The sequence below is a fragment of the Pseudonocardia thermophila genome, from assembly GCF_900142365.1.
Lineage (GTDB): Bacteria > Actinomycetota > Actinomycetes > Mycobacteriales > Pseudonocardiaceae > Pseudonocardia > Pseudonocardia thermophila.
In genome coordinates this window covers 19,484-40,507 of sequence record NZ_FRAP01000012.1, presented here as the reverse complement: position 1 = coordinate 40,507, position 21,024 = coordinate 19,484, and the positions used below count along the sequence as shown (strand labels likewise).

Annotated in this window: 22 protein-coding genes; 14 read left to right on the top strand and 8 right to left on the bottom strand. The window is 73.4% G+C overall.

All coding sequences use genetic code 11. The features are described from left to right. Positions 1-143 precede the first annotated feature (143 nt). Genes BUE41_RS16155 through BUE41_RS16145 form a run of 3 tightly spaced genes read right to left on the bottom strand, consistent with a single transcriptional unit; the run spans position 144 to position 2,968 of the window. On the bottom strand, positions 144-833 hold the full coding sequence (locus BUE41_RS16155; RefSeq protein ID WP_073457949.1) for an iron-sulfur cluster assembly protein: 690 nt from the start codon (positions 831-833) through the stop codon (positions 144-146). After that, positions 830-1,894, bottom strand: coding sequence for an amidohydrolase family protein (locus tag BUE41_RS16150; protein ID WP_073457948.1), 1,065 nt, complete (start codon positions 1,892-1,894; stop codon positions 830-832). The genes BUE41_RS16155 and BUE41_RS16150 overlap by 4 nt, the downstream gene beginning before the upstream one ends. A 45-nt stretch (positions 1,895-1,939) precedes the next feature. Then, a complete protein-coding gene (locus BUE41_RS16145) occupies positions 1,940-2,968 on the bottom strand; it encodes an NAD(P)-dependent alcohol dehydrogenase (RefSeq protein ID WP_073457947.1) in 1,029 nt (342 codons plus the stop codon). 136 nt (positions 2,969-3,104) lie between these two features. On the opposite strand from BUE41_RS16145, the gene BUE41_RS16140 reads away from it, so the two are divergent. Together BUE41_RS16140 and BUE41_RS16135 are read left to right on the top strand one after the other, a co-directional pair. Further along, complete coding sequence (locus tag BUE41_RS16140; protein ID WP_073458076.1) at positions 3,105-3,557, top strand: DUF4442 domain-containing protein; 453 nt, start codon at positions 3,105-3,107, stop codon at positions 3,555-3,557. Positions 3,558-3,605: 48 nt separating this feature from the next. Then, positions 3,606-5,003, top strand: coding sequence for a dihydrolipoyl dehydrogenase family protein (locus BUE41_RS16135; protein WP_073457946.1), 1,398 nt, complete (start codon positions 3,606-3,608; stop codon positions 5,001-5,003). A 70-nt stretch (positions 5,004-5,073) separates the two neighbouring features. On the opposite strand, the gene BUE41_RS16130 is transcribed toward BUE41_RS16135, so the two are convergent. The 5 genes from BUE41_RS16130 to BUE41_RS31935 all read right to left on the bottom strand — a co-directional run bounded on the left by BUE41_RS16130 (position 5,074) and on the right by BUE41_RS31935 (position 9,277). Continuing rightward, on the bottom strand, positions 5,074-6,075 hold the full coding sequence (locus BUE41_RS16130) for a copper resistance D family protein (protein WP_073457945.1): 1,002 nt from the start codon (positions 6,073-6,075) through the stop codon (positions 5,074-5,076). A 3-nt stretch (positions 6,076-6,078) separates the two neighbouring features. Next, positions 6,079-6,630, bottom strand: a complete 552-nt coding sequence (locus tag BUE41_RS16125) for a copper resistance CopC family protein (RefSeq protein ID WP_073457944.1) — start codon at positions 6,628-6,630, stop codon at positions 6,079-6,081. Continuing rightward, positions 6,627-7,349 carry a YcnI family copper-binding membrane protein gene (locus BUE41_RS16120; RefSeq protein WP_073457943.1) on the bottom strand — a complete coding sequence of 241 codons (723 nt, stop codon included), beginning with the start codon at positions 7,347-7,349 and terminating at the stop codon, positions 6,627-6,629. Before BUE41_RS16120 ends, BUE41_RS16125 begins: the two co-directional genes overlap by 4 nt. Before the next feature lie 59 nt (positions 7,350-7,408). Further along, on the bottom strand, positions 7,409-7,921 hold the full coding sequence (locus tag BUE41_RS16115) for a hypothetical protein (RefSeq protein WP_073457942.1): 513 nt from the start codon (positions 7,919-7,921) through the stop codon (positions 7,409-7,411). Between the two features lie 75 nt (positions 7,922-7,996). After that, on the bottom strand, positions 7,997-9,277 hold the full coding sequence (locus tag BUE41_RS31935; RefSeq protein WP_073457941.1) for a DUF6474 family protein: 1,281 nt from the start codon (positions 9,275-9,277) through the stop codon (positions 7,997-7,999). Between the two features lie 114 nt (positions 9,278-9,391). On the opposite strand from BUE41_RS31935, the gene BUE41_RS16105 reads away from it, so the two are divergent. From BUE41_RS16105 to BUE41_RS16055, 12 genes are all read left to right on the top strand, one after another. After that, on the top strand, positions 9,392-11,092 hold the full coding sequence (locus BUE41_RS16105; RefSeq protein ID WP_073457940.1) for a TM0106 family RecB-like putative nuclease: 1,701 nt from the start codon (positions 9,392-9,394) through the stop codon (positions 11,090-11,092). A 31-nt stretch (positions 11,093-11,123) separates the two neighbouring features. Then, complete coding sequence (locus BUE41_RS16100; protein ID WP_073457939.1) at positions 11,124-12,890, top strand: gamma-glutamyltransferase family protein; 1,767 nt, start codon at positions 11,124-11,126, stop codon at positions 12,888-12,890. A gap of 83 nt (positions 12,891-12,973) precedes the next feature. Next, the gene (gene msrA / locus BUE41_RS16095; protein ID WP_073457938.1) at positions 12,974-13,615 is read left to right on the top strand and encodes a peptide-methionine (S)-S-oxide reductase MsrA; all 642 of its coding nucleotides are present in this window, start codon (positions 12,974-12,976) and stop codon (positions 13,613-13,615) included. A 185-nt stretch (positions 13,616-13,800) separates the two neighbouring features. Next, the gene (locus tag BUE41_RS31345) at positions 13,801-14,328 is read left to right on the top strand and encodes an SMP-30/gluconolactonase/LRE family protein (RefSeq protein WP_200803941.1); all 528 of its coding nucleotides are present in this window, start codon (positions 13,801-13,803) and stop codon (positions 14,326-14,328) included. Further along, positions 14,318-15,115 carry a PQQ-dependent sugar dehydrogenase gene (locus BUE41_RS31340; RefSeq protein ID WP_200803940.1) on the top strand — a complete coding sequence of 266 codons (798 nt, stop codon included), beginning with the start codon at positions 14,318-14,320 and terminating at the stop codon, positions 15,113-15,115. The genes BUE41_RS31345 and BUE41_RS31340 overlap by 11 nt, the downstream gene beginning before the upstream one ends. A gap of 76 nt (positions 15,116-15,191) precedes the next feature. Further along, the gene (locus BUE41_RS16085) at positions 15,192-15,803 is read left to right on the top strand and encodes a TetR/AcrR family transcriptional regulator (protein ID WP_073457937.1); all 612 of its coding nucleotides are present in this window, start codon (positions 15,192-15,194) and stop codon (positions 15,801-15,803) included. Between the two features lie 36 nt (positions 15,804-15,839). Next, positions 15,840-16,373: a methylated-DNA--[protein]-cysteine S-methyltransferase gene (locus tag BUE41_RS16080; protein ID WP_073457936.1), complete on the top strand. Its 534-nt coding sequence runs from the start codon at positions 15,840-15,842 to the stop codon at positions 16,371-16,373. A gap of 116 nt (positions 16,374-16,489) precedes the next feature. Continuing rightward, positions 16,490-16,930, top strand: a complete 441-nt coding sequence (locus tag BUE41_RS16075; RefSeq protein ID WP_073457935.1) for a hypothetical protein — start codon at positions 16,490-16,492, stop codon at positions 16,928-16,930. Next, positions 16,930-17,805: an Fpg/Nei family DNA glycosylase gene (locus BUE41_RS16070; protein WP_073457934.1), complete on the top strand. Its 876-nt coding sequence runs from the start codon at positions 16,930-16,932 to the stop codon at positions 17,803-17,805. Before BUE41_RS16075 ends, BUE41_RS16070 begins: the two co-directional genes overlap by 1 nt. Positions 17,806-17,845: 40 nt before the next feature. Further along, on the top strand, positions 17,846-19,024 hold the full coding sequence (locus BUE41_RS16065; protein WP_073458075.1) for a sensor histidine kinase: 1,179 nt from the start codon (positions 17,846-17,848) through the stop codon (positions 19,022-19,024). Positions 19,025-19,117: 93 nt separating this feature from the next. Next, complete coding sequence (locus tag BUE41_RS16060; protein WP_200803956.1) at positions 19,118-19,990, top strand: S49 family peptidase; 873 nt, start codon at positions 19,118-19,120, stop codon at positions 19,988-19,990. A 143-nt stretch (positions 19,991-20,133) separates the two neighbouring features. Further along, on the top strand, positions 20,134-21,003 hold the full coding sequence (locus BUE41_RS16055; protein ID WP_073457932.1) for a LytR/AlgR family response regulator transcription factor: 870 nt from the start codon (positions 20,134-20,136) through the stop codon (positions 21,001-21,003). Positions 21,004-21,024: the final 21 nt, after the last annotated feature.

The window sequence follows — 21,024 nt, the reverse complement described above, 5'->3', positions numbered from 1 at the left end:
GCGGCCCCAGTGCTGTAGGGCAGTTCGGGTATGGGGCCGGGCGCTGCAGAGGTGGATCGCTCCTACCGGAGCGTCGTTCCCGCCGCGAAACGGCGGGAACGCGGTCGTTCTGCAACGCCCGGCCCGGGTCCCTCCCGGCCGGACTAGCTGGTGCGCGTGGCCGGGTGCGAGTAGCGCGCCTTCAGCAGGTCCTTGCAGTACGCGCCGTTCGTCTCGATCCCGACCCGCTGCAGCCGCGCCCGCCGCAGGTGCAGCGGGACGGCCTCGGGCGGGATGGCGTTGCCCTCGGCGTCGATGAGCAGCGGCGCATCGTCGCCGTGGGGCAGCCCGAGCGCAGCCCGGCGCTTGCGCATCCGGTCCAGCTCGGGCGACGGGTCGAGCTGCCCGAGGGTGGTGGCGGCCAGGTCCTCCGGCCCGGCGCCGGCGTCGACCAGCGGCTGGGCGACGCGGTCCTGGCCGGCCAGCGCCGCCTTGCGGAAGAACTGCTTGCGCAGCTCGTCCAGCTCCGCGACGGCCTGGCCGGAGAACGCCTCGACGAACCCGGCCTGCGCCGCGACCCCGCCGTTGATCTCGGCGGCGGCGTGGTGGTCGGCCAGCTTCACGTCCGCCCGGGTCACCCCGGGGACCGCCGACACCGCGTCGTAGGCGTCGGCGACCATCAGCCACGAGAAGTTCGGTGCGCAGAAGAAGGTGGGCAGCCGCAGCACGACGCTCGCCACCCCGTCGGGCGAGACGGTGCACGTCTCGACGAAGTCGAGCTCGGTGATGGGCTCGTCCAGCTCCGGGTCGAGCACCGTCGCCAAGGCGGCCCACACGGCGGGCCGGAGGTTCATGCTCGCGGGCCCGCCGTGTTGTCCACCAGCTCCTGGCCGGGCGCTGCGGGCTCGTCCGCCGTGGTCGGCAGTTGCAGCTCCGGCGGCACGGGGATGTCGTAGAGCTTCGCGGCGTTGAGGCCGAGGATCTTCTTCTTGGTGGCCGTGGTGAGCTTCGAGTAGTCGGAGAACTGGTCCTCGTCGGGCATCTGCCAGTCGACGAAGCCCTCGATCTGCCACTTCGGCGTCCAGATGTTGTAGTCGCCGCCGAAGAGCATCTTGTCCTCGCCGACCCAGAACATCAGCTCGCCCATGACCTTCGCGAAGAACTTCGGCCGGGCGTGCATCAGGCCGCCGATGACGACTGACAGGCCGGCGTAGACGTTGGGCTCCTGCACCGCCATGAAGCAGAAGTCCTCGATGCGCGGCAGGCCGACGTGCTCGACGATGAAGTTCAGGTCCGGGAAGTCGGTGGCGGCGTGGTCGACGTCGGCGACGTCGAACGCGTCCTTGTCCAGCGGCCAGATCGTCGGGCCCTTGTGGACGTGGATGTTCTTGATACCGAGGTCCTGCGCGGCCTGGAGGAACCGGTATGCCTCGGGATCGGACAGCTTGTAGCCGCGGGAGTCGCCGTTCCACTCCGCCGTGTAGAGCTTCACGCCCTTGAGGTGGTACTTCGCGACGTCGGCCTCGAGCTGCTTGAGGCCCTCGTCGCCGTCGCGCGGATCGAACCGGCCGTTGACGATGAGCCGGTCACCGAACCGCTCCAGCAGCTGCGCGTTCTGGTCGACGGTGTTGAAGCCGTTCGTGTACCACTCCTTGAGGTACGTCGACTGGAAGATCGCGTAGTCGACGTGGCCCTCGATGAACATGTCGCGCTCGAAGTCCTCGGGCGTGACCTTGAGGTACTTCTCGTAGTCCCAGTGGGTCTCCGGCGGGCCGAGCTGGTGGTAGCCGTAGAAGCAGTCGATCCAGCCCTTCGCGTACTGCTCGGCGCCGGGCTTCCAGTTCTCCCGGCTGGCGTCCCAGAAATGGCTGTGGGAGTCGACGATGAAGTACTTCTCGCCGTCTTTCTCGTACATGTGGTGGGAACCTTTCGTCAGCAGGATTACCGGGACGGGATCGGATCAGGGGACGAGGATCGCCCGGCCGCGGACACGGCCGTTGTCCAGGTCGTTCAGGGCGTCGAGGGCGGCTTCCAGCGGGTACTGCTTGGTGTGCAGGGTGACCTTCCCGGCCTGCGCGAGCACCATCAGTTCGGTCAGGTCGGCGTAGGTGCCGACGATGTTTCCGATGACGTTCTTCTCGCCGCCGACGAAATCGAGCGTCGGTGCCCGGAACTCGCCACCGTAACCCAGGACGTAGTGCGATCCGGCGGGTGCGGTCATGGCCCAGGCGTCGAGCTCGGCACCCTGCTCGGCGACGAAGTCGAACACGACGTCGCCGCCGCGGCCGTTGGTGAGGTCCCTGACGGCGTCGATGTGCGTGCCGTCGGCGAGCACGGTCTCGTCGGCGCCGATCTGCTTGGCCAGCGCCAGCGCGTCGGGGTTCTTGTCGACCACGACGATGCGGGTGCCGGTGATCGCGGCGAGCGCCTGGATCGCGATGTGGCCGAGGCCGCCAGCGCCCTGCACGACCGCCGTCGTGCCGGGGAACAGGTCCGGCGCTGCCTTGCGCACGGCGTGGTAGGCCGTGATGCCGGCGTCGGCGAGCGCCGCCACATCGGCCGGGTTGGTGCTGGGATCGAGCTTGATGCAGGCCCGCGCGGTGGTGCGCAGGTACTCGGCCATGCCGCCGTCGTTGTTGGACAGGCCGGGGAAGAACGCGTCCTCGCACTGCATGTCCTTGCCGCGGCGGCAGGGCAGGCACAGGCCGCAGGACGGCTGCGGGTGCAGGATCACCGTGTCGCCGACCTGGACGTTGGTCACACCCGGGCCGACCTCGTGGACCCAGCCCGCGTTCTCGTGGCCGATGACGTAGGGCAGCTCCGGGTTCATCGCCGCTGCCCAGTCACCGTTGATGATGTGCAGATCGGTGCGGCACACCCCGGCGCCGCCGATCTTCACGATCACGTCCATCGGGCCCTGGATCGTGGGCTCCGGTATATCGTCGATCTTGGGATCCTCGTGGTAGGCGTGCACTCGGACGGCTTTCACCGGCTACCTCCAGGCAGTGTTCGGTCCGGTTCCGATTGCAGTGCGAGCTGCACCACGCGACAACCACGCCTTCTCCACCTGTTGAGAAAACGGGCAAATCGGAATCGGTTGTTACCGGCGAGTAGAGTCCGTGGTCATGACCGAGGACACGAGCTGGGTCGGCCCGGCCATGCAACAGCGGGTGCCGTGGGTGAAGGCCGTCGGTATCACGTTCGGTGACGTCACCGCCCGGCGCGTGGTCGCCCACCTGCCCGACGATCCGCAGCTGCACAACCACGTGGGCGGGCCGCACGCGGCGATGATCTTCGGCCTGGGGGAGACCGCGTCCGGGGCGGTCGGGCTCGCCGCGTTCGGCTCGGTCATGGACCGCGCCACCCCGCTCGTCGTCTCCTCGGAGATCGCGTACCACCGGCTGGCCCGCGGGCCGCTCACCGCCGTCGCCGAGCTGACGCGCCCGGCCGAGGAAGTGCTGGCCGAGCTGGCCGGCGGACAGCGTCCCGAGTTCACCGTCACGGTCGGCATCAGCGACACCGATGCCCGCGAAACCACCCGGATGGTCGTCCGGTGGACCCTCCGCCCGAACCGGTAACCGCTACGGTCCACCGGAACCGCGGGGCGACGCAGGGGAGGCCGGTGCATGAGCACCTACGACGTCATCGTGATCGGGGCGGGACCGGTCGGGGAGAACGCCGCCGACTACGCCCACCGCGGCGGGCTGTCCGTCGCGCTGGTGGAGGCCGAGCTGGTCGGCGGGGAGTGCTCGTACTGGGCGTGCGTGCCGTCCAAGGCGCTGCTGCGCACCGGGCACGCGGTCGCCGCGCTGCGCCGGCTGCCCGGCACGAAGGCCGAGTTCGATCCCGCCGCCGTGTTCGCCCGTCGCGACGCGTTCACCGGCCGCGGCGCCGCGGTGCAGGACGCCGGCCAGGTCGAGTGGGCCGAGGGCGCCGGCATCACCGTGATCCGCGGACACGCCCGGCTCGCCGGCGAGAAGACCGTCACCGTCGACGACGGGCCGACGCTCTCGGCCCGGCACGCGGTCGTCGTCGCCACCGGCAGTGTGCCCGTCCGCCCGCCGATCCCCGGGATCGACCAGGTCGAGGTGTGGGGCTCCCGGGACGCCACGTCCGCCCAGTCCGCGCCCGCCCGGCTCGGTGTGCTCGGCGGCGGTGTGGTCGGCTGTGAGATGGCGCAGGCGTTCCAGCGGCTCGGCTCCCAGGTGACCCTCCTCCACCGCGGGGAGCGGCTGCTGGCCAACGCCGAACCGTTCGCCGGGGAGCGGGTCGCCGCGGGCCTGCGCGCCGACGGCGTGGACGTGCGGCTCGGCCAGGGCGTCGACGCCGTCGCACCGCATCCCGAGGGGATCGCGCTGACCGTCGGGGACGAGGCGGTCGTCGTGGACCGGCTGCTGGTCGCCACCGGCCGCCGCCCCGCCAGCGACGACGTCGGCGTCGAGACCGTCGGCCTCGAACCCGGCACGGCACTGGCCACCGACGACTCCGGCCTCGTGCAGGGCGTGCCCGGTGAGTGGCTGTACGCGGCCGGCGACGTCACCGGCCGAGCTCCGCTCACCCACCAGGGCAAGTACGCCGCCCGCATCACCGGCGCGGCCATCGCGGCCCGCGCCGCCGGTCACCCGATCGACACCTCACCCTTCGGTGAGCACGCCGCCACCGCCGACCACCGCGCGGTGCCCCAGGTCGTGTTCACCGATCCCGAGGTCGCGGCCGTCGGGCTCACCGAGGAGAAGGCCCGCGCCGCCGGGATCGCCGTGCGGGTCGTCGACCTGCCCATCGCCGTCTCCGGCTCCGCCCTGCACGCCGACGGCTACGACGGCGCGGCCCGGATCGTCGTCGACACCGAGCGGGAGGTGATCGTCGGCGCCACGTTCGTCGGGCCGGACGTCGCCGAGCTGCTCCACTCGGCCACCGTCGCGGTGGTGGGGGAGGTGCCGCTGGGGCGGCTGTGGCACGCCGTCCCCGCGTTCCCGACGATCAGCGAGGTGTGGCTTCGTCTGCTGGAGGCCTACCGGAGTTGACGGGCGGGCGCGCGAGCGCGATCCGGCGACGACGGAGCCGGGCGCAGTCAACGCCGCGGCTTCCCGCGGCTCAGCCGCTCTGCGTCAGCGCCGCGGCCAGGCCGATCGCCACCGCCATCAGCCCCACCTCGTACCCCGCCCAGCGCAGCACCGGGGTGCGGCCGGCCCGCAGCCGCGCCCGGGCGAGCGCGCCGAACACCCCGATGGCGGCGAGCGCCGCCACCTTCGTCAGCAGCAGCCACCCGTAGCCGGTGGTGACCAGCGCCGCCCACGAGTCCACCCGCACCAGCGCGTTGACCACCCCCGACGCGGCCACCGCGGCCAGGCACACCCCGGCCAGCGTCGAGAACGGGGGCAGGGCTGCGGCCAGCAGCTCCCGGTGCGGGGCAACCAGCGCGAGCAGCCCGACGAGCCCGCCCGCCCACAACGCTGCACCGCCCGCGTGCAGCGCCACCGACACGACCGCGATCTCGTGACTGGGCGCGCTCCCCGCGTGCCCGGTGACGGCCGGGGTGAGCACGCCCAGCAGCGCTGCGACCAGCGGGATCCGCACCTGCACCAGCGCGGGGTCGCGCAGCCGGGCCAGCGCGCAGCCCAGCACGACCGCCGCGCAGCCCAGCGTCAGGACCATCCCGCGGCCGGCGCCGAGCCGGGTCGTCCAGGCCAGGAGCTCGGCGCCGGTGAGCTCGGCGGGGGAGCGGCCGAAGGCGTCGGCCGTGCGGAACGCCGTGCCCAGCACGACCGCCACCAGCCACGCAGCCGCCGCCACCACCAGCACCCGGTCGATCCGGTGGTGCACCGCGACCGCGGCCCGCTCCGCCGCGTACGAGCGACCCGGCGCACCGAGCGGCACCAGCGCCGCGACCAGCCCGGCCCCGACGCACGCGATCCCCGCGACGTCCATGGCCGCGCGGGTCGCGGTGGTGCCGGCCAGCACCGGCACGGTCGTCGCAGCCAGCGCCCCGGCGAGCACGCTCGCCGCGAACGCCACGACGACGGGGGTGCCGACCACGACCACCAGCCGGCCGGACCCGGCCCGGCGGGCGCCGTCGGCCGGGGACGCGGTCGGCACCGGTCAGCTCCGCCGGGAGCGCAGCGCGAACGCCGCCCCGATGGCCACAGCCACGACGGCCGCGACGATGAACGGCCACACGGGGGTGCCGCCGTCCTCGGTGGGCGGGGCGGCCGCGGGCGGGACCGCGGTGGTGGCGGAGGCACTGGTCGGGGCGGGGGCGCTCGTGGTGGTGCCCGGCCCGGGCTGGGTCAGCGTGAACGAGACGCTGCCGGTGATCGGGTGGCCGTCGTCGGAGATCACCCGGTAGCCGATCTGGTAGACGCCGGCGGGCCCGAGCGGCTTGACGGCGATGCGCACCGTGTTGCCGTCGACCTGCGTCTCGCCGTCGTGCCACGGCGCGCCGTCCGGCCCGATCACGGTCACGGTGGCGAAGCCGTCCTGCATCTGCTCGTTGAACGTGAGCGACACCGTGGACGGCGGCGTGGACAGGCTCGCCCCGTCCGGCGGGTCGCTGCTCTCCAGGCGCGCGTGCGCCGCGGCCGGACCGGCGACCAGGAGCATCAGCAGGCCGCACACGACGGCCAGCAGGCCGCCCCGCAGCAGCGCCTTCACGAGCCACCGCCCTGCTTGCGGGCCCGCACCAGCGCGCCCGCACCGACGCCGAGGCCGAGTGCGCCCACGACGAGCCCGACACCGCCCAGCCAGCGCGCGGTCGTGTCGGTCGGCTCGTTCGCGGCTGCCTGGGCATTCTCGCCGCCGTGGCCGTGGCCGGCCCCGGAGGAGGGCACCAGCTGCACGGTGGGGGCGGGGTGCGCCGGTTCGGAACCGTCGGCCGGGATCGGCTCGTCCCAGGCGACGACCTGGCCGTCGTCGTAGGTCTGCTTCGCCGGGAACGACACCGAGTCCCGGTCGGTCGGCATCGGGCCGAGCGAGATCGGGAAGTCGAGGAACTCGCCCGGCCCGATCCGGGTGCCGGGTGCAGCGGTGAACGTCACCAGCGTGACGGCCTCGGTGACGGTGCGCCCGTTGACCTGGACGGGCGGGTTGATCGGCGACGTGGTGAGGGTGGCGGTCCAGCCCGGGATGGGCGTGGTGCGCACGGACGTGAACGGGGTGTCGGCCGGCAGCGACACCTCGAGCTTCACCGTGCCCGCGGTGGCGGACTCGTTGGGCACGCGCATGGTCACCACCGCGTACCCGCCCTGCTCGGCGGTACCGGGCTGGGCGGTGACGTGCGCGAACGCGGGTGCGGCGGTGACGAGGACGGCCGTTGCGGCCGCGGTGAGGACGGCTCCTGCGCGCAGGGCAAGACGCCGGGGGAATCTGGACATGACGATCTCTCCGGTGGACGTCCCGTTGCCCGGGACGGGCGAAACGGTGTGACGGACGGTCAGCAGCGCACCGGAGGACCGCGCCGCAGCACCGACGCGGCGAGCACCGCCGCGTGCAGCCGGAACGACGGGGGAACGGGACGGCCGCACGCGCGCCGCACCTCGACGACGGGCGGCGGGGTGAGCCGGCGCGGGAACACCCGCTGCAGCGCCGCGAGCAGCGCCGAGACCGCCAGGTCGGCGTGCCGCAGCGCCAGCGCGGTGACGACCGTGACGGCGGCGTGCATCACGAGCATGTTCCGCCCGCTCACCGCGGCGCCGACGTGCGGCGGATGCAGCAGCACCATCGTCTGGTGCAGCACCACCTGGCCCGCGCCGAGCACGGCCGTGGTGCCGGCGAGGCTGCGGCACGTCCCGGCCGCGGACGTGAACCCGGCCGCCAGCAGCGGCAGCAGCACCACGAGCAGCGTCAGATCGCCGACGGTGCCCCCGCCCGCGACGTGCCCGGCGGCGGTGAGGACGGCGCAGAGCGCGGCGAGCGCGCAACCGCGCACCACGCTCCCGTTCCGCATGAGGACAGACCGTAGCTGGTCGTCACCGGCCGGTGGGCCCCGGTGTGGCGGACCGGACCCGCGTCGCGGTGCCCATCAGGTGGTGGAGACCCCCAGGTGGTCGAGCACCTGAGCCTCGATCGTGTCGAGCTCGTGGCCGATCGCCTTGAACGCCGCGCGCCGGCGCTGGGCCGGCATCTGCTCGGCGGCCCGGACCGCGACGGACAGATCGGCGATCCGGGCGCGGGAGCCGCCGACGAACTCCTTCGTGCCCTTGCCGTTCTCCTCGATCCGGGTGAGCGTGTCGGCGATCCGGGAGATGCGGGCGTGCAGCGCGCCACCGGGACCGGCGTAGGCGCCCAGCTGGTCGGGAGCGACACCGAGGCGGGCGGCCTTGCGGTTGTCCCACGCGGCCCGCGCCGCGTTCGCCGCGGTCAGCGCGTAGGGCGCCACCACCGGCAGGACGACCTTGCCGATGCCGAGCGCGCGCTTGACCTTCTTCGCGGTGAGCGGCTGCCGGGTGGGCACCGCTGCCTCGACCGCCGCGATGAGCGCGGCCGGCTCGGCCCCGTTCTTGGCCGCCTTCCGGGCCCGGCGCAGCGCCTTGTCGCGGCCCTTCTCCTCGGCGGCCAGCGCCTTGGCCTCCTTCTTCGCGGCCTTGCGCCCGGCCCGTCCGGACAACTCGCTCACCTCGGGCCCCACTCCGTTCGCCGAGCCGGGCTGTCCAGCCTTCTTCTCCACCTTCTTCGCGGCCTTCTTCGCGGCTCTCCTCGCCGCCTCGGCCTCCGCCGCCGCCTTCAGTTCCGCCTCGGCCTGCTTCTTCACCGCCCGGCGCTCGGCGCGCGACGTGCTCTTCCGCTCCGCCTTGCGGGCCGCCTTCGCCGCCGCCTCCTCCGCGGCGGCAGCGGCCTTCGCCTCGCGCTTCGCCCGCCGGGCGGCGGCGCGGCGGGCCCGGCGCGAGTTGGCCTTCCGGGCCGCCTTCGCCTCGGCCTCGGCCTGGGCCTGCTCCGCCTTCGCCCGCTCCTTCTCGGCCTTCTCCGCCGCCTTGGCCTCCGCCTTGGCGGCCGCGCGGGCCTCCTTCTCCGCACGGGCGGCCCGGGCGGCGTCCTCCTCGGCCCGGGCGCGCTCGGCCTCGCGGTCCCGCTTCGCCTGCCGGGCGTCGGCCTTGGCCTGCGCCTTCGCCGCCCGCTCCGCGGCCTTCTGTGCTGCCTTCTCGGCCCGGCGCGCCGTCCGGCGGCCGGCCTCCTGCGCGTCCTCCTCCACGGCGCCGATCTTCGCGGCGGCCTGCTGGAGCTGCTCGGCGGCCTTCGCCTCCTTCGCCGCGGCCCGGCGATCCGCTCGGGACGGTGCATCCGCAGAGCGCCTGAACAGGCCCATCGCCTCGACTCCTCCTCCACCGCGCGGTGCGCGCGTGCTGGGGGCAGAGCATAGGGAAGGTCGGCGCGGTGAGCAGGCGCGGAGCTGTCGGACCCCGTGATTACGCTCGGGCGCGTGACGACCACCGACGCGCAGCCCGCTGCTTCGGCGGGTTCGCGTGCCCGCGAGGTCGTGCTCGACGCGGCGGCGCTCACCCGGTGCAGGCGCCGCATCCACCTCGACCACGATCCGTCCGCCGCGGACAGCCCGCAGGCCCCGCCCGATCCGGCCGCTGAGCAGCGCAAGGCCGACGCCGCCGCCCACCGTGCCCGCATCGGCGCCGAGCTGGCCGGGTTGCCCGGCTGGGTCACGGTGCCGCCCGGGCCGCACGCCGAGCGGGTCGCGGCCACCGCGGCGGCCGTCGCTGCGGAGGCCGCCTACATCTGGAACGCCGCGCTGCCCACCGCGGGCGGCCGCAGCGGGGGCGCCGAGCTGCTCGTGCGTCTGCCCGAGGGCGGGTACGTGCCGGTGATCGTGGTGCGCCACCGGATCAGCGATCCCGGCGAGGGCGCGGTCACGTCCCCGCTGCTGCAGCCGAGCCCGCTGGCCGCCGCCCCCGATCCGCGCCGCCGGGTCCGGTCGCAGCCGCGCGACCTCATGCGCCTGGCGCATCTGCACGAGTTGCTGGCCGAGCAGGGCTGGGGCGCGCAGCCGCAGCCCGGTGCCTTGACCGGCGGTGTGATCGGCATGGACGCCGACGTCGTCGTCTGGCACGACCTGACCGCCGGCCTGTGGCCCGCCGACGGCGAGGGCGTGCGCTCCACGCTCGAGGAGTACCGGGTGCGCTTCGCCGATCGGATCGCGGTCGCCGAGGCCGCCCGCACCGGTGCTCCGCCGCTCGCGCTGCCGTCGCGGATCACCGAGTGCCGCCGCTGCCCGTGGTGGCCGCGGTGCGAGGCGGAGCTGGTCGCCGCCGACGACGTCAGCCTCATCGCCCGCGGCGAGGTGGCCACGATGCTGCGCGGCATCGACGTCACCACCGTCGCCGATCTCGCCGCGCTGGACCCCGCGCAGCCGGTGCCGATCCCGCTGCCCGAACCGGTGTTCGCCGATCTCGTCGGGCTCGCCCGCGCCCGGCGCAGCGGCCTGTCCGTGGTGCGTCGCGTGCCGCGGGTGGAGGTGCCGCGCGCTGACGTCGAGATCGACGTCGACATGGAGAGCTTCGGCGAATCCGGTGCCTACCTGTGGGGCACCCTGCTCACGCTGCCCGGCGGCGTCCGGCCGGGCGACGAGGCGCCCGGCTACCGCGCGTTCGTCACGTGGGACCCGCTGCCCACCCCGGACGAGGCCCGCTCGTTCGCCGAGTTCTGGCAGTGGTTCACCGGGGTGCGCGCGCACGCCGAGGCGACCGGTCGCACGTTCGCCGCGTACTGCTACAACGAGCAGGCCGAGAACCGCTGGCTGCTCGACTCGGCGCGCCGCTTCGCCGGCCGACCCGGCATCCCCTCGGTCGCCGAGGTGGAGGCGTTCATCGCCGATCCGTGCTGGGTCGACATGTACGCCGTGGTGGACGAGTGGTTCCTGTGCGCCCAGGGCAAGGGGCTCAAGCGGATCGCCCCGGTCGCCGGGTTCTCCTGGCACGATCCGGAGGCCGGCGGCGAGAACTCGATGCGCTGGTACCGCGCCGCCGTCGGGATGGACGGCGAGCCGCCCGATCTCGAGCAGCGCCGGCGCCTGCTCACGTACAACTCCGACGACGTCGCGGCCACCCACGCCCTGCGCACCTGGATGACCTCGCCCGCCGTCGAGGAGGTGCCGCTGGCCGCCGATCTCTGAGCGGGCGGCGATCCTGAGGGAGGATCACGGCATGGCTCCGACGGCGTTCGAACGACGGGGCGCGCACGGCGCCGCGTCCAGCACCCACCACCTCGCCACCGCCACCGCGATGGCGGTCCTCGCCCGCGGCGGCAACGCGTTCGACGCGGTCGTGGCGGCCGGTTTCGTGCTGCAGGTGGTGGAGCCGCACATGTGCGGGCCGGGCGGCGAGGTGCCGATCGTGTTCGTCACCGCCGACGACCCGACGCCGCGGGTGCTGTGCGGGCAGGGCGTGGTGCCGGCCGGCACGACGATCGCGCACCTGCGCGACGAGCTGGGGTTGGAGCAGGTCCCGGGTACCGGGCTGCTGCCCGCGACCGTGCCCGGCGCGTGGGACGCCTGGCTCGTGCTCCTGCGCGACCACGGCACGTGGCGGCTCGCCGACGTGCTGGAGCCCGCGATCGGCTACGCGGCAGGCGGGTTCCCCGTGCTGCCGCAGACCCGCGCGGCGATCGACGTCGTGGCGGCGCACTTCCGCGCGCACTGGCCAGGATCGGCGCAGACGTGGCTGTCCGCCGGGGAGACGCACCGCTTGCCGGTGCTGGCGCAGACCTGGCAGCGGCTGCTGAAGGAGGCCGCCGCGGTCGGGTCCGACCGGGTCGCGCAGATCGAGGCGGCCCGTGCCGCGTGGTACCGCGGGTTCGTCGCCGAGGAGATCGACAGGTTCTGCCGCACCCCGGTCGTCGACGAGACCGGCCGGGCCCACGCCGGCCGCCTCACCGCCGACGACCTGGCCGGTTGGTCGGCCACGTACGAGGAGCCGGTGGTCGCAGACGCGGGTGGCGGCTGGGCCGTCGTGAAGCCGGCCGCCTGGTCGCAGGGCCCGGTGCTGGGGCAGCTGGTGCAGCTGCTGCCCGAGGTCCGCTACGTGGACGGGCGCCCGACGGCCGAGACCGTGCACACCGTCGTGGAGGCGGCGAAGCTCGCGTTCGCCGACCGCGAGGCCTGGTACGGCGACGACGCTCCGCCCGGGGTGCTCGCCGATCTGCTCGCACCCGAGTACGCGGCCCGGCGGCGGGCACTGATCGGCGCGGAGGCGTCGTGGGAGCTGCGGCCGGGAAGCCCGGGCGGGCGCACCCCGGCACTGCCGACCAAGGCCGCTCCCGGCGGGGTCCGCGGCGACGGGGTGAGCGCCCTCGGCCTCGGTGAGCCGACCATCGCCGAAACGGGCCGCACCCGCGGCGACACCGTGCACGTCGACGTGGTCGACGCGGCTGGGAACATGGTCTCGGCGACCCCGTCCGGGGCGTGGCTGCAGTCGTCGCCGGCGATCCCGGCGCTCGGGTTCTGCCTGGGCACCCGAGCGCAGATGACCTGGCTGGAGGAGGGCCTGCCGTCGTCGCTGGTGCCGGGCAAGCGGCCGCGCACCACGCTGTCGCCGACGCTGGCGCTGCGCGACGGCGAACCCGTGCTGGCGTTCGGCACCCCCGGCGGCGACCAGCAGGACCAGTGGCAGCTGTGCTTCTGGCTCGCGCACACCGCGGGTGGGCTGGACCTGCAGGCGGCCATCGACAGCCCGGCGTGGCACTCGACCGCGTTCCCGTCGTCGTTCGCGCCGCGCAGCTGGGCGCCCGGCGGGATGGTGGCCGAGGACCGGCTGGGCGCCGAGGTGCTCGAGGAGCTGCGCCGCCGCGGCCACGCGGTGACGGTGGCGGGCGGCTGGACGCTGGGCCGCATGTGCGCGGTGGGCCGCGGCGGCGGGATGCTGCGGGCGGCCGCCGACCGGCGCAGCGGGTACGGGGGCGCCGCGGCGTTCTGAAGGCCGGATCCGCGTGGTCGACGGCAGGATCGCAAGCTCGTTCCGGCCTCTGATCGGCCGCTGGTCGGCGTAGCCTGGACCGCATGGGCCTGTTCGGACGCTCCACGAAGATGATCACCGCCGACCAGGCGTTGCCGGGTCGCTCCACGCCGATCCCGGTGCCGGCCGCGCACTACGTCAACGGCCATCCGCTGAAGCCGCCGTTCCCCGAGGGCATGCAGACCGCGGTGTTCGCGATGGGCTGCTTCTGGGGGGCCGAGGAGCTGTACTGGCAGATCCCCGGCGTCTACACCACGGCCGTCGGCTACACGGGCGGTTTCACCCAGAACCCCACCTACGAGGAGACCTGCACCGGCCGGACCGGGCACGCTGAGGCCGTGCTCGTGGTGTTCGACCCGGCGGAGGTGACCTACCAGCGCCTGCTGGCCACGTTCTGGGAGAGCCACGACCCGACCCAGGGCATGCGCCAGGGCAACGACATCGGCACCCAGTACCGGTCGGCCATCTACTGGACGTCCGAGGAGCAGCGCGAACAGGCCGAGGAGTCCAAGAAGGTCTACGGCGAGGTGCTGGCCGCACGCGGGTTCGACCCGATCACCACGGAGATCGCCCCGCTCGGCCCGTTCTACTACGCCGAGGAGTACCACCAGCAGTACCTGGCGAAGGTGCCCAACGGCTACCGCTGCCACGCCACCACGGGTATCCCGTACCCGGCCGAGGGGTGACGGCGCCGCTCCGGCGACCGTGCGGCCACGGCCGAGGTGCTCGGCCGGTGGGCGCCCACTGCGGTCCGGTTCGTTCAGCAGCCACGGGGGGCGGATCGAGAGCGGTAGTTGCGCGGTCAAAGATGCAGCGCGAGGGTGATCGGTGCGGTGCCGGCTTGTGATCTTCGCCGGGTTCGATGCCGGGCATGCGATTCGGTCGTTTCATCCGCTTCCTTGCGCTGGCCGCGGTGGCCGCAGTACCGACCGCGTGCGCGGCCGCGCCGGCTCCTCCGGCGACGAGCGAGGGCGCGGCGCCGACCCAGACCCCGGCCGTGCGCGCCGAGCTGGTGTCCGTGCCGCTCACGGTGCCCGACGAGATGCGAGAGGGCGAGCTGGAACAGGCACGCACCGTGCTCGTCCCGCGCGGTTGGTCGATGTCGGTGATCGCGCGCACCGGGAACGCCCGGCTCATGGCGTGGACCCCGGACGGGAGACTGCTCGTCTCGCGCCTGATGCACGGCGCGGTCGACATCCTCACCCCGAACGGTGCGGGGCCGGCCACCTCGGCGACCCTGCTCGAGGGGATGGAGGAGCCGCACGGCCTGGCGTTCGACGGTTCCACGCTCTACGTCGCCGAGAGCTCGCGGATCAACGCCTACGACTACGCCGACGGCCGGGTGACCAACCGGCGGGCAGTACGGGCACCCCCTCAAGACCGTCGTGGTGGGCCCTGACCGCGCGATCTACTTCTCGGTCGCGTCGAACGGCAACGCCTCGCCGGAGGACCGCGAGAAGAACCCCGAACGGGCCGCGATCTACCGCATCCCGCCGGGCGGCGGTGCTCCCGAGGTGTTCGCGATGGGCGTGCGCAACGGCACGGGGCTGGCGGTCGCGCCGGACGGGGCGGTGTGGACGGCGGTCAACCACCGGGACAACATCCAGTACCCGTACGACACCCCGTACGGGGACGACCAGAGCGCGCGGCGCGGGGCGGTCATCCAGGCCTACGTCAACGACCACCCGGCCGAGCCGCTCGCCAAGCTCACCCCGGGCCGCGAGCTGGGCTGGCCGTACTGCAACCCGGACCCGGACGTGGAGCCCGGGGTGGCCGGTACCGCGTTGGACTACTCGGACATGCGGTTCGTCGCCGACGTGGAGACGAACCCGGACGGCACCAAGATGGACTGCGCGGCGCTCGCCCCCGTCGAGCAGGGGATGCCAGCGCACGCGGCGCCGCTCGGGATGGCGTTCGTGACGCTGCCCGCCCCGTTCGGCGAGGGTGCGCTGATCGGCCTCAACGGCTCGTGGAACCGGGAACCGCCGCTCGCCCCGGAGGTGGCCTTCTTCCCGTACCTGGACGGGAAGATGGGTGACCAGGTGACGCTGGTCTCGGGCTTCCAGCTCCCGGACGGCAAGCGGTGGGGCAGGCCCGTCGCCGCGACGGTCGGTCCGGACGGCGCCGTCTACATCACCGACGCCTCGGCGCCCGCGGTGTACCGTCTCGCTCCGCCCGGTATCTGATCATGAGAGCGTGATTCTGGAACACCGTGCTGGAACGACGTTCCAGCACGGTGTTCCAGTGGGATGAGGGGAGCTGATGACCGGTCGCACCGCGCTGCGGACCGCCCGCGCCGAACGAGCAGCCGCGACCCGGGCGCGCATCGTCGAGGCCGCCTCGGAGTTGTTCGCCGAGCGCGGCTACCTCGACACCACGATGACCGCGCTCGCCGAGGCCGCCGGCGTCGCGGTGCAGACCCTCTACCTGTCCTTCGGCAGCAAGGGTGCCGTGCTGGAGGCCGTCTGGCGGGGGACCGGGCCGGACCAGCCGGACGGGTGGCGCGAGCAGGTCACCACCGCACCGGACGGGCCCACCGCGCTGGCGCGGCACGTCGCCGCCACCGCGGAGGTGCTGGAACGCCGCCGCCGGCTGGCGGCCGTGCTGGCCGCGGCCGCCGCCGATCCCGAGCCCGCCGCGCTGCTCGCCGCCGCGCGGGAGGCCGCCTGGGCGTGGCACGCGGCCGTGGTCGACGAGCTGGCCCTGCGTCCCGGCTTCACCCTCGAGCTGACTCTGGAACGGGCCACGCAGATCGTCGGGGCGCTGCTGTCGCAGGAGGCGTACGGGCTGCTCGTCGGTGAGAACGGCTGGACGGTCGCCGACTGGACGGCGTGGACCACCCGGCACCTGACGGCCGACCTGTTCCCCGGCTGATGCCGATCTGTCGGTGGCCCGTGGGACAGTGCACGGGTGGAGCTGTCCGCGGCTGTCCTCCCGGCGCCGGCGCCGCTCGGGGCGCTGACCGTCGGGGTCACCGCCGCGGGCCTGGCGCTGGTGGCCTTCGGTGCCCAACCCGGGCGGGCCCGGCGCGCCGCCGAGCGGCTGGACCTGCGGCTCCTGGTCGACGAGCCGGGCAGCGGGCGCAGCGCCGCGGCGGTCGCGCAGCTCGCCGAGTACCTGGCGGGCGAACGCCGCGAGTTCGATCTCCCGCTGGACTGGCGGCTCACCCACCCCGGGGCGCAGCGGCGGGTCCTGCAGGCGCTGCACGCCACCGTCCCCTACGGGGCGGTGGTCACCTACGGCGAGCTGGCGGCGCGCGGCGGCCTGGACAGCCCTCGCGGCGTCGGCACGATCATGGGCAGCAACCCGATCCCGGTCGTGGTGCCGTGCCACCGGGTGCTGGCCGCCGACGGACTCGGCGGCTTCGGCGGCGGCCTTGCCACCAAGGAGTGGCTGCTCGCGCTGGAGGGGGTGCTGCCGGCCGCGCTCGACCTCGGTCTGTGATCACCGGAGCCACCGGTTCGTGACGCGCGCCGCGCTCGCCGAGATCGTCGACAGCAGCGCGAGCTGTGGGAAACTGGACGACGACGGGTACCGGTTCCGTCGGGACGGCGGGAGAGATGCGCGCGAAGACGGTCATCGGCGTCGACTCACGCGAGTGGTCGGTGCGCCGGAACATCGAGTGGTCGCTGCCGGCCATCGGTGACGACTTCGAGCACGACGTCGACGGCGGGCGCGGGGCCGCGGTCATGGTGCTGTCCGGCCTGTTCGTCTTCTGGCTGCTCGTGCTGCTGTGGTTCCCCGAGCACGTCCACGTGCCGTGGTACCTGCTGGTGCTCGGCGGTGGCTTCCTGCTGTTCTTCCCCATCCGGTGGCTGCTGCGCAGGCCGTGGACGATCGTGGCCGAGACCGAGGGCAGCTACGACCTGCCGGCCGAGCGGTGGACCGGCATGGTGCGCGGCAACACCCGCGCCGCCGAGGAGATGCGGATCATCGTGCGCCGGCTGCGCACCCAGGGCACCCCCGGCCACATCGACAGCCCCCTGCAGCCGATCAGCTGATGCCAGAGCTGCCGGAGGTCGCCGCGCTCGCCGAGCACCTGCGTGAACACGCGGTCTACCGGCCGGTCGCACGGGTCGACGTCGCGTCGATGAGCGCGGTGAAGACCGTCGACCCGCCGATCCAGCAGCTCGTGGGCCGGGTGGTCACCGGGGCCGCGCGCTACGGCAAGTTCCTCGCCGTCGAGTTCGCCGATCGCCCGGACGAGCCGCTGCACCTCGTCACGCACCTGTCGCGAGCGGGTTGGCTGCGCTGGCACGACAGCGCCTCCACCGCGCCGCCGAAGCCCGGCAAGGGCCCGCTCGCGCTGCGCGTGCACCTGGACCAGGTCGGCGGGCCGGGGTTCGACCTCACCGAGGCCGGCACGCAGAAGCGGCTGGCCGTCTACCTGGTGCGCGATCCCCAGGAGGTCCCCGGCATCGCGAACCTCGGGCCCGACGCGCTGGCGATCACCCGTGACGAGTTCGCCGACCTGCTCGCCGGGCGCTCCGAGCGGCTGAAGACCCTGCTCGTCGAGCAGTCGGTGCTGGCCGGGATCGGCAACGCCTACAGCGACGAGATCCTGCACACCGCGAAGTTGTCCCCGTACGCGACCGCGGGCCGGCTCACCGAGGAGCAGATCGACGCGCTGTACGCGGCGCTGCGCTCGGTGCTGACCGACGCCGTCGAGCGCTCGGTCGGTATGAAGGCGGCCGAGCTGAAGGGCGAGAAGCGGGCCGGGCTGCGCGTGCACGCGCGCACCGGGCTGCCCTGCCCGGTCTGCGGTGAGGCGGTGCGGGAGGTGTCCTTCGCGACGAAGTCGTTCCAGTACTGTCCCGGCTGCCAGACCGGCGGCAGGCCGCTCGCCGACCGGCGGTTGTCGCGGCTGGTCAGGTAGGCGAGTGACGGTGATGGAGTCGACGGTGTTCGCGTCGCCGATGACGGCCGTGTCCGTGGCGCTGCTGGCGCTGTTCGTGCTGACGATCGCGGTGCTGGTGATCCGCAACCGGCGGAACAAGTTCGCCACCCCGCTGGAGAAGGCGACGTTCGGCACCCTGCACACGGTCGCGCTGGCCGCACCCGCGCTGCGCGACGGTCTGTCGCCCCGGTCCGCGGCGTTCGCTCTGCCGTACCTGCGCACGCTGCTCGACACGTGCGCGCTGACGATGACCGACAAGAACGCCAACACGCTGGCCTGGGACGGCGATGCCGACCAGCACGAGCCGGATGTGCGGGCGCTCGCCGAGCAGGTCATCTCGACCGGCCGCCAGCAGGTCCTCTCCCACGGCAACCTGCGCTGCGACCACCCCAACTGCGAGGTCCGCGGCATCTTCGTGGTGCCGCTGGAGTCCGACGGGAAGATCATCGGCACGCTCGGCGCGCTCACCACGTCGACGGCCGGGCCGGTGCTGATGCGCGCCACCGCCGAGGTGGGCCGCTACGTGTCGAGCCAGTTGGAGCTGGCCGAGCTGGACGAGTCCCGGGCGCGGCTGAACCGGGCCGAAGTGCGGGCGCTGCGGGCGCAGATCTCCCCGCACTTCGTCTACAACGCGCTCACCACGATCGCCTCGTTCATCCGCACCGACCCGAACCGGGCCCGCGAGCTGCTGATCGAGTTCGCCGACTTCACCCGCTACTCGTTCCGCACCGCGGGCGAGTTCACGACGCTGGCCGAGGAGCTCAACAACATCCACCGGTACATCCGGCTGGAGAAGGCCCGCTTCGGCGACCGCCTCAACATCAAGCTGCAGGTCGCGCCCGAGGTGCTCTCCGTCGTGCTGCCGTTCCTCGCGCTGCAGCCGCTGGTGGAGAACGCGGTGCGGCACGGCCTGGCCAACAAGCCCAACGGCGGCACGATCACGATCACCGCGGAGAACGCGGGCGCGGAGTGCGTGATCATCGTCGAGGACGACGGGATCGGGATGGACCCCGCGCGCCTGCACGAGGACCTCGAAGACGCCCACATGTCCGGCGCCCACGTCGGGCTGGGCAACGTCGACGACCGGATGCGCTCCACCTTCGGCGACGACTTCGGGCTCGTGGTGGACACCGCGCCCGGGGCCGGCATGAAGATCACGTTGCGGATCCCGAAGTACCGGGCGGGTGTGCGCGCCTAGCAGGGTGGAACCCGGAGCGGGGTCGATCGCAAGGTGCGCTCCGTGACCTCGACGTGATCTTGATCTGCCGCGTACGGTGAGGTCATGGACGCGTTGCGGATCCCCGAGTCCCTCACGCAGCGGCTACCCGGACGACTCGGCGAGCGCAGCAGCAAGCCGGTCGTCACGATGGTGCGCTTGCACGGGGTGATCACGGCGACCGCGGGGCCCCTGCCGCGCGCGGTGATCAACGCGCAGGTCGTGGAGAAGACGCTGGAGCGCGCGTTCGCGCCCGAGAAGCTCGCCGCGGTCGCGCTGCTGATCAACTCGCCGGGCGGGTCCGCCACGCAGTCCGCGCTGGTCGCCGACCGGATCCGGCAGCTCGCGGACGAGAAGAAGGTGCCGGTGCTGGCGTTCTGCGAGGACCTCGCTGCGTCCGGCGGGTACTGGTTGGCGTGCGCCGCCGACGAGATCTACGCCCACCCGACGTCGATCGTCGGGTCGATCGGGGTGATCAGCGCCGGCTTCGGGATGGACGGGCTGATCGAGCGCATCGGCGTGCAGCGGCGGCTCTACACCGCGGGGGAGTCGAAGTCGCGCCTGGACCCGTTCCTGCCCGAGAAGCCGGAGGACGTCGACTGGCTGCGCGGCATGCAGGACCAGCTGCACGGGATGTTCAAGGACTGGGTGACCACCCGCCGAGGCGACAAGCTCACCGATTCGGCCGATCTGTTCACCGGCGAGGTGTGGACCGGAGCACGTGCCGTGGAGCTCGGCCTCACCGATGGGGTGGGTACGGCGCGCGGGGTGCTCACCGAGCGCTACCCGGATGCCGAGCTGGTCACGGTGGATCAACGAAAACCGCTTCTGGCCAGGCTGGGCCTGGGTGCGGCGCCGGCCGCGCGGCACGACGCACGGGCCGATCTCCTGCTGGCGCTCGTCCAGGCGGTGGAGGTCCGCGCGGCGTGGGCGCGGTACGGTCTGTAGCAGACCGTGATCGGATGAATCCGAATGGTGTGTGAGTCTGGCACTCACAGGGATTGACCGTCACCATGGTCGCGGCGGCGGGATCAGGTGGTGATCGAAGGGGGAGATCCCCGGCGGTCATCGCGACGCAGGATGAGGAGATCGTGGACAGCAACGACAGTTCCGGCGGCCTGGTCGTCCTGGCGGTGGACGACGAGGAACCGGCTCTCGAAGAACTGGCCTACCTGCTCAGCGAGGATCCTCGCGTCGGGACCGTGCTGAAGGCGTCCAACGCCACCGACGCGCTCCGGGTGCTCAACGGGCGTCAGGGTGTCCGCGAGGCCGCCGCCGCCGGCCAGAGCCGTGCGATGGCGAACCCGATGACCGGCGTGCGGGTCGCGGACCGCTCGGACATCCAGGTGGTCTTCCTGGACATCCGCATGCCGGGCCTCGACGGGCTGGAGCTCGCGCGCGTCTTCTCGTCGATGGCGGTGCCGCCGGACGTCGTGTTCGTGACCGCGCACGATGACCGGGCCGTGGACGCCTACGAGGTCGGTGCGGCGGACTACCTGCTCAAGCCGCTGCGCGCCGAGCGGCTCCAGGCGGCCATCACCCGCATCATCGACCGGCGCAAGGCCGCCGCGGCGGAACCGGCCCGCGATGAGGGCAACGAGGACGAGGTCATCCCCGTCGAGCTGGCGGGCACCACGAAGCTGGTGCCGCGCTCGGCGGTGCGTTACGTCGAGGCGCAGGGCGACTACGCGCGCCTGCACACCCACGACGGCAGCCACCTGGTGCGCATCCCGCTCTCGGTGCTGGAGGACCGCTGGCGCGAGGCCGGGTTCGTGCGCATCCACCGCTCGTTCCTGGTGGCCCTGCCGCTGGTCACCGAGCTGCGGCTGTCCGGCTCCGGCTACGTGGTGCGGGTCGGCAGCGGCCCGGACTGCGCCGAGCTGCCGGTGAGTCGCCGGCACACCCGGGAGCTCAAGGACCGCCTGGTCAGGGCCACCAAGCAGGCCTGGAGCCAGCGATGAGCATCGGTAGCGAGGGCGTGC

What these genes read in the sequence shown, in the direction of transcription:
- BUE41_RS16120 (WP_073457943.1), bottom strand. Translation starts at nt 7,349, where the DNA reads ATGTCCAGATTCCCCCGGCGTCTTGCCCTGCGCGCAGGAGCCGTCCTC.
- BUE41_RS31935 (WP_073457941.1), bottom strand. Translation starts at nt 9,277, where the DNA reads ATGGGCCTGTTCAGGCGCTCTGCGGATGCACCGTCCCGAGCGGATCGC.
- BUE41_RS16150 (WP_073457948.1), bottom strand. Translation starts at nt 1,894, where the DNA reads ATGTACGAGAAAGACGGCGAGAAGTACTTCATCGTCGACTCCCACAGC.
- BUE41_RS16135 (WP_073457946.1), top strand. Translation starts at nt 3,606, where the DNA reads ATGAGCACCTACGACGTCATCGTGATCGGGGCGGGACCGGTCGGGGAG.
- BUE41_RS16140 (WP_073458076.1), top strand. Translation starts at nt 3,105, where the DNA reads ATGACCGAGGACACGAGCTGGGTCGGCCCGGCCATGCAACAGCGGGTG.
- BUE41_RS16100 (WP_073457939.1), top strand. Translation starts at nt 11,124, where the DNA reads ATGGCTCCGACGGCGTTCGAACGACGGGGCGCGCACGGCGCCGCGTCC.
- BUE41_RS16070 (WP_073457934.1), top strand. Translation starts at nt 16,930, where the DNA reads ATGCCAGAGCTGCCGGAGGTCGCCGCGCTCGCCGAGCACCTGCGTGAA.
- BUE41_RS16085 (WP_073457937.1), top strand. Translation starts at nt 15,192, where the DNA reads ATGACCGGTCGCACCGCGCTGCGGACCGCCCGCGCCGAACGAGCAGCC.
- BUE41_RS16115 (WP_073457942.1), bottom strand. Translation starts at nt 7,921, where the DNA reads ATGCGGAACGGGAGCGTGGTGCGCGGTTGCGCGCTCGCCGCGCTCTGC.
- BUE41_RS16075 (WP_073457935.1), top strand. Translation starts at nt 16,490, where the DNA reads ATGCGCGCGAAGACGGTCATCGGCGTCGACTCACGCGAGTGGTCGGTG.
- BUE41_RS16065 (WP_073458075.1), top strand. Translation starts at nt 17,846, where the DNA reads ATGACGGCCGTGTCCGTGGCGCTGCTGGCGCTGTTCGTGCTGACGATC.
- BUE41_RS16155 (WP_073457949.1), bottom strand. Translation starts at nt 833, where the DNA reads ATGAACCTCCGGCCCGCCGTGTGGGCCGCCTTGGCGACGGTGCTCGAC.
- BUE41_RS31345 (WP_200803941.1), top strand. Translation starts at nt 13,801, where the DNA reads ATGCGATTCGGTCGTTTCATCCGCTTCCTTGCGCTGGCCGCGGTGGCC.
- msrA (WP_073457938.1), top strand. Translation starts at nt 12,974, where the DNA reads ATGGGCCTGTTCGGACGCTCCACGAAGATGATCACCGCCGACCAGGCG.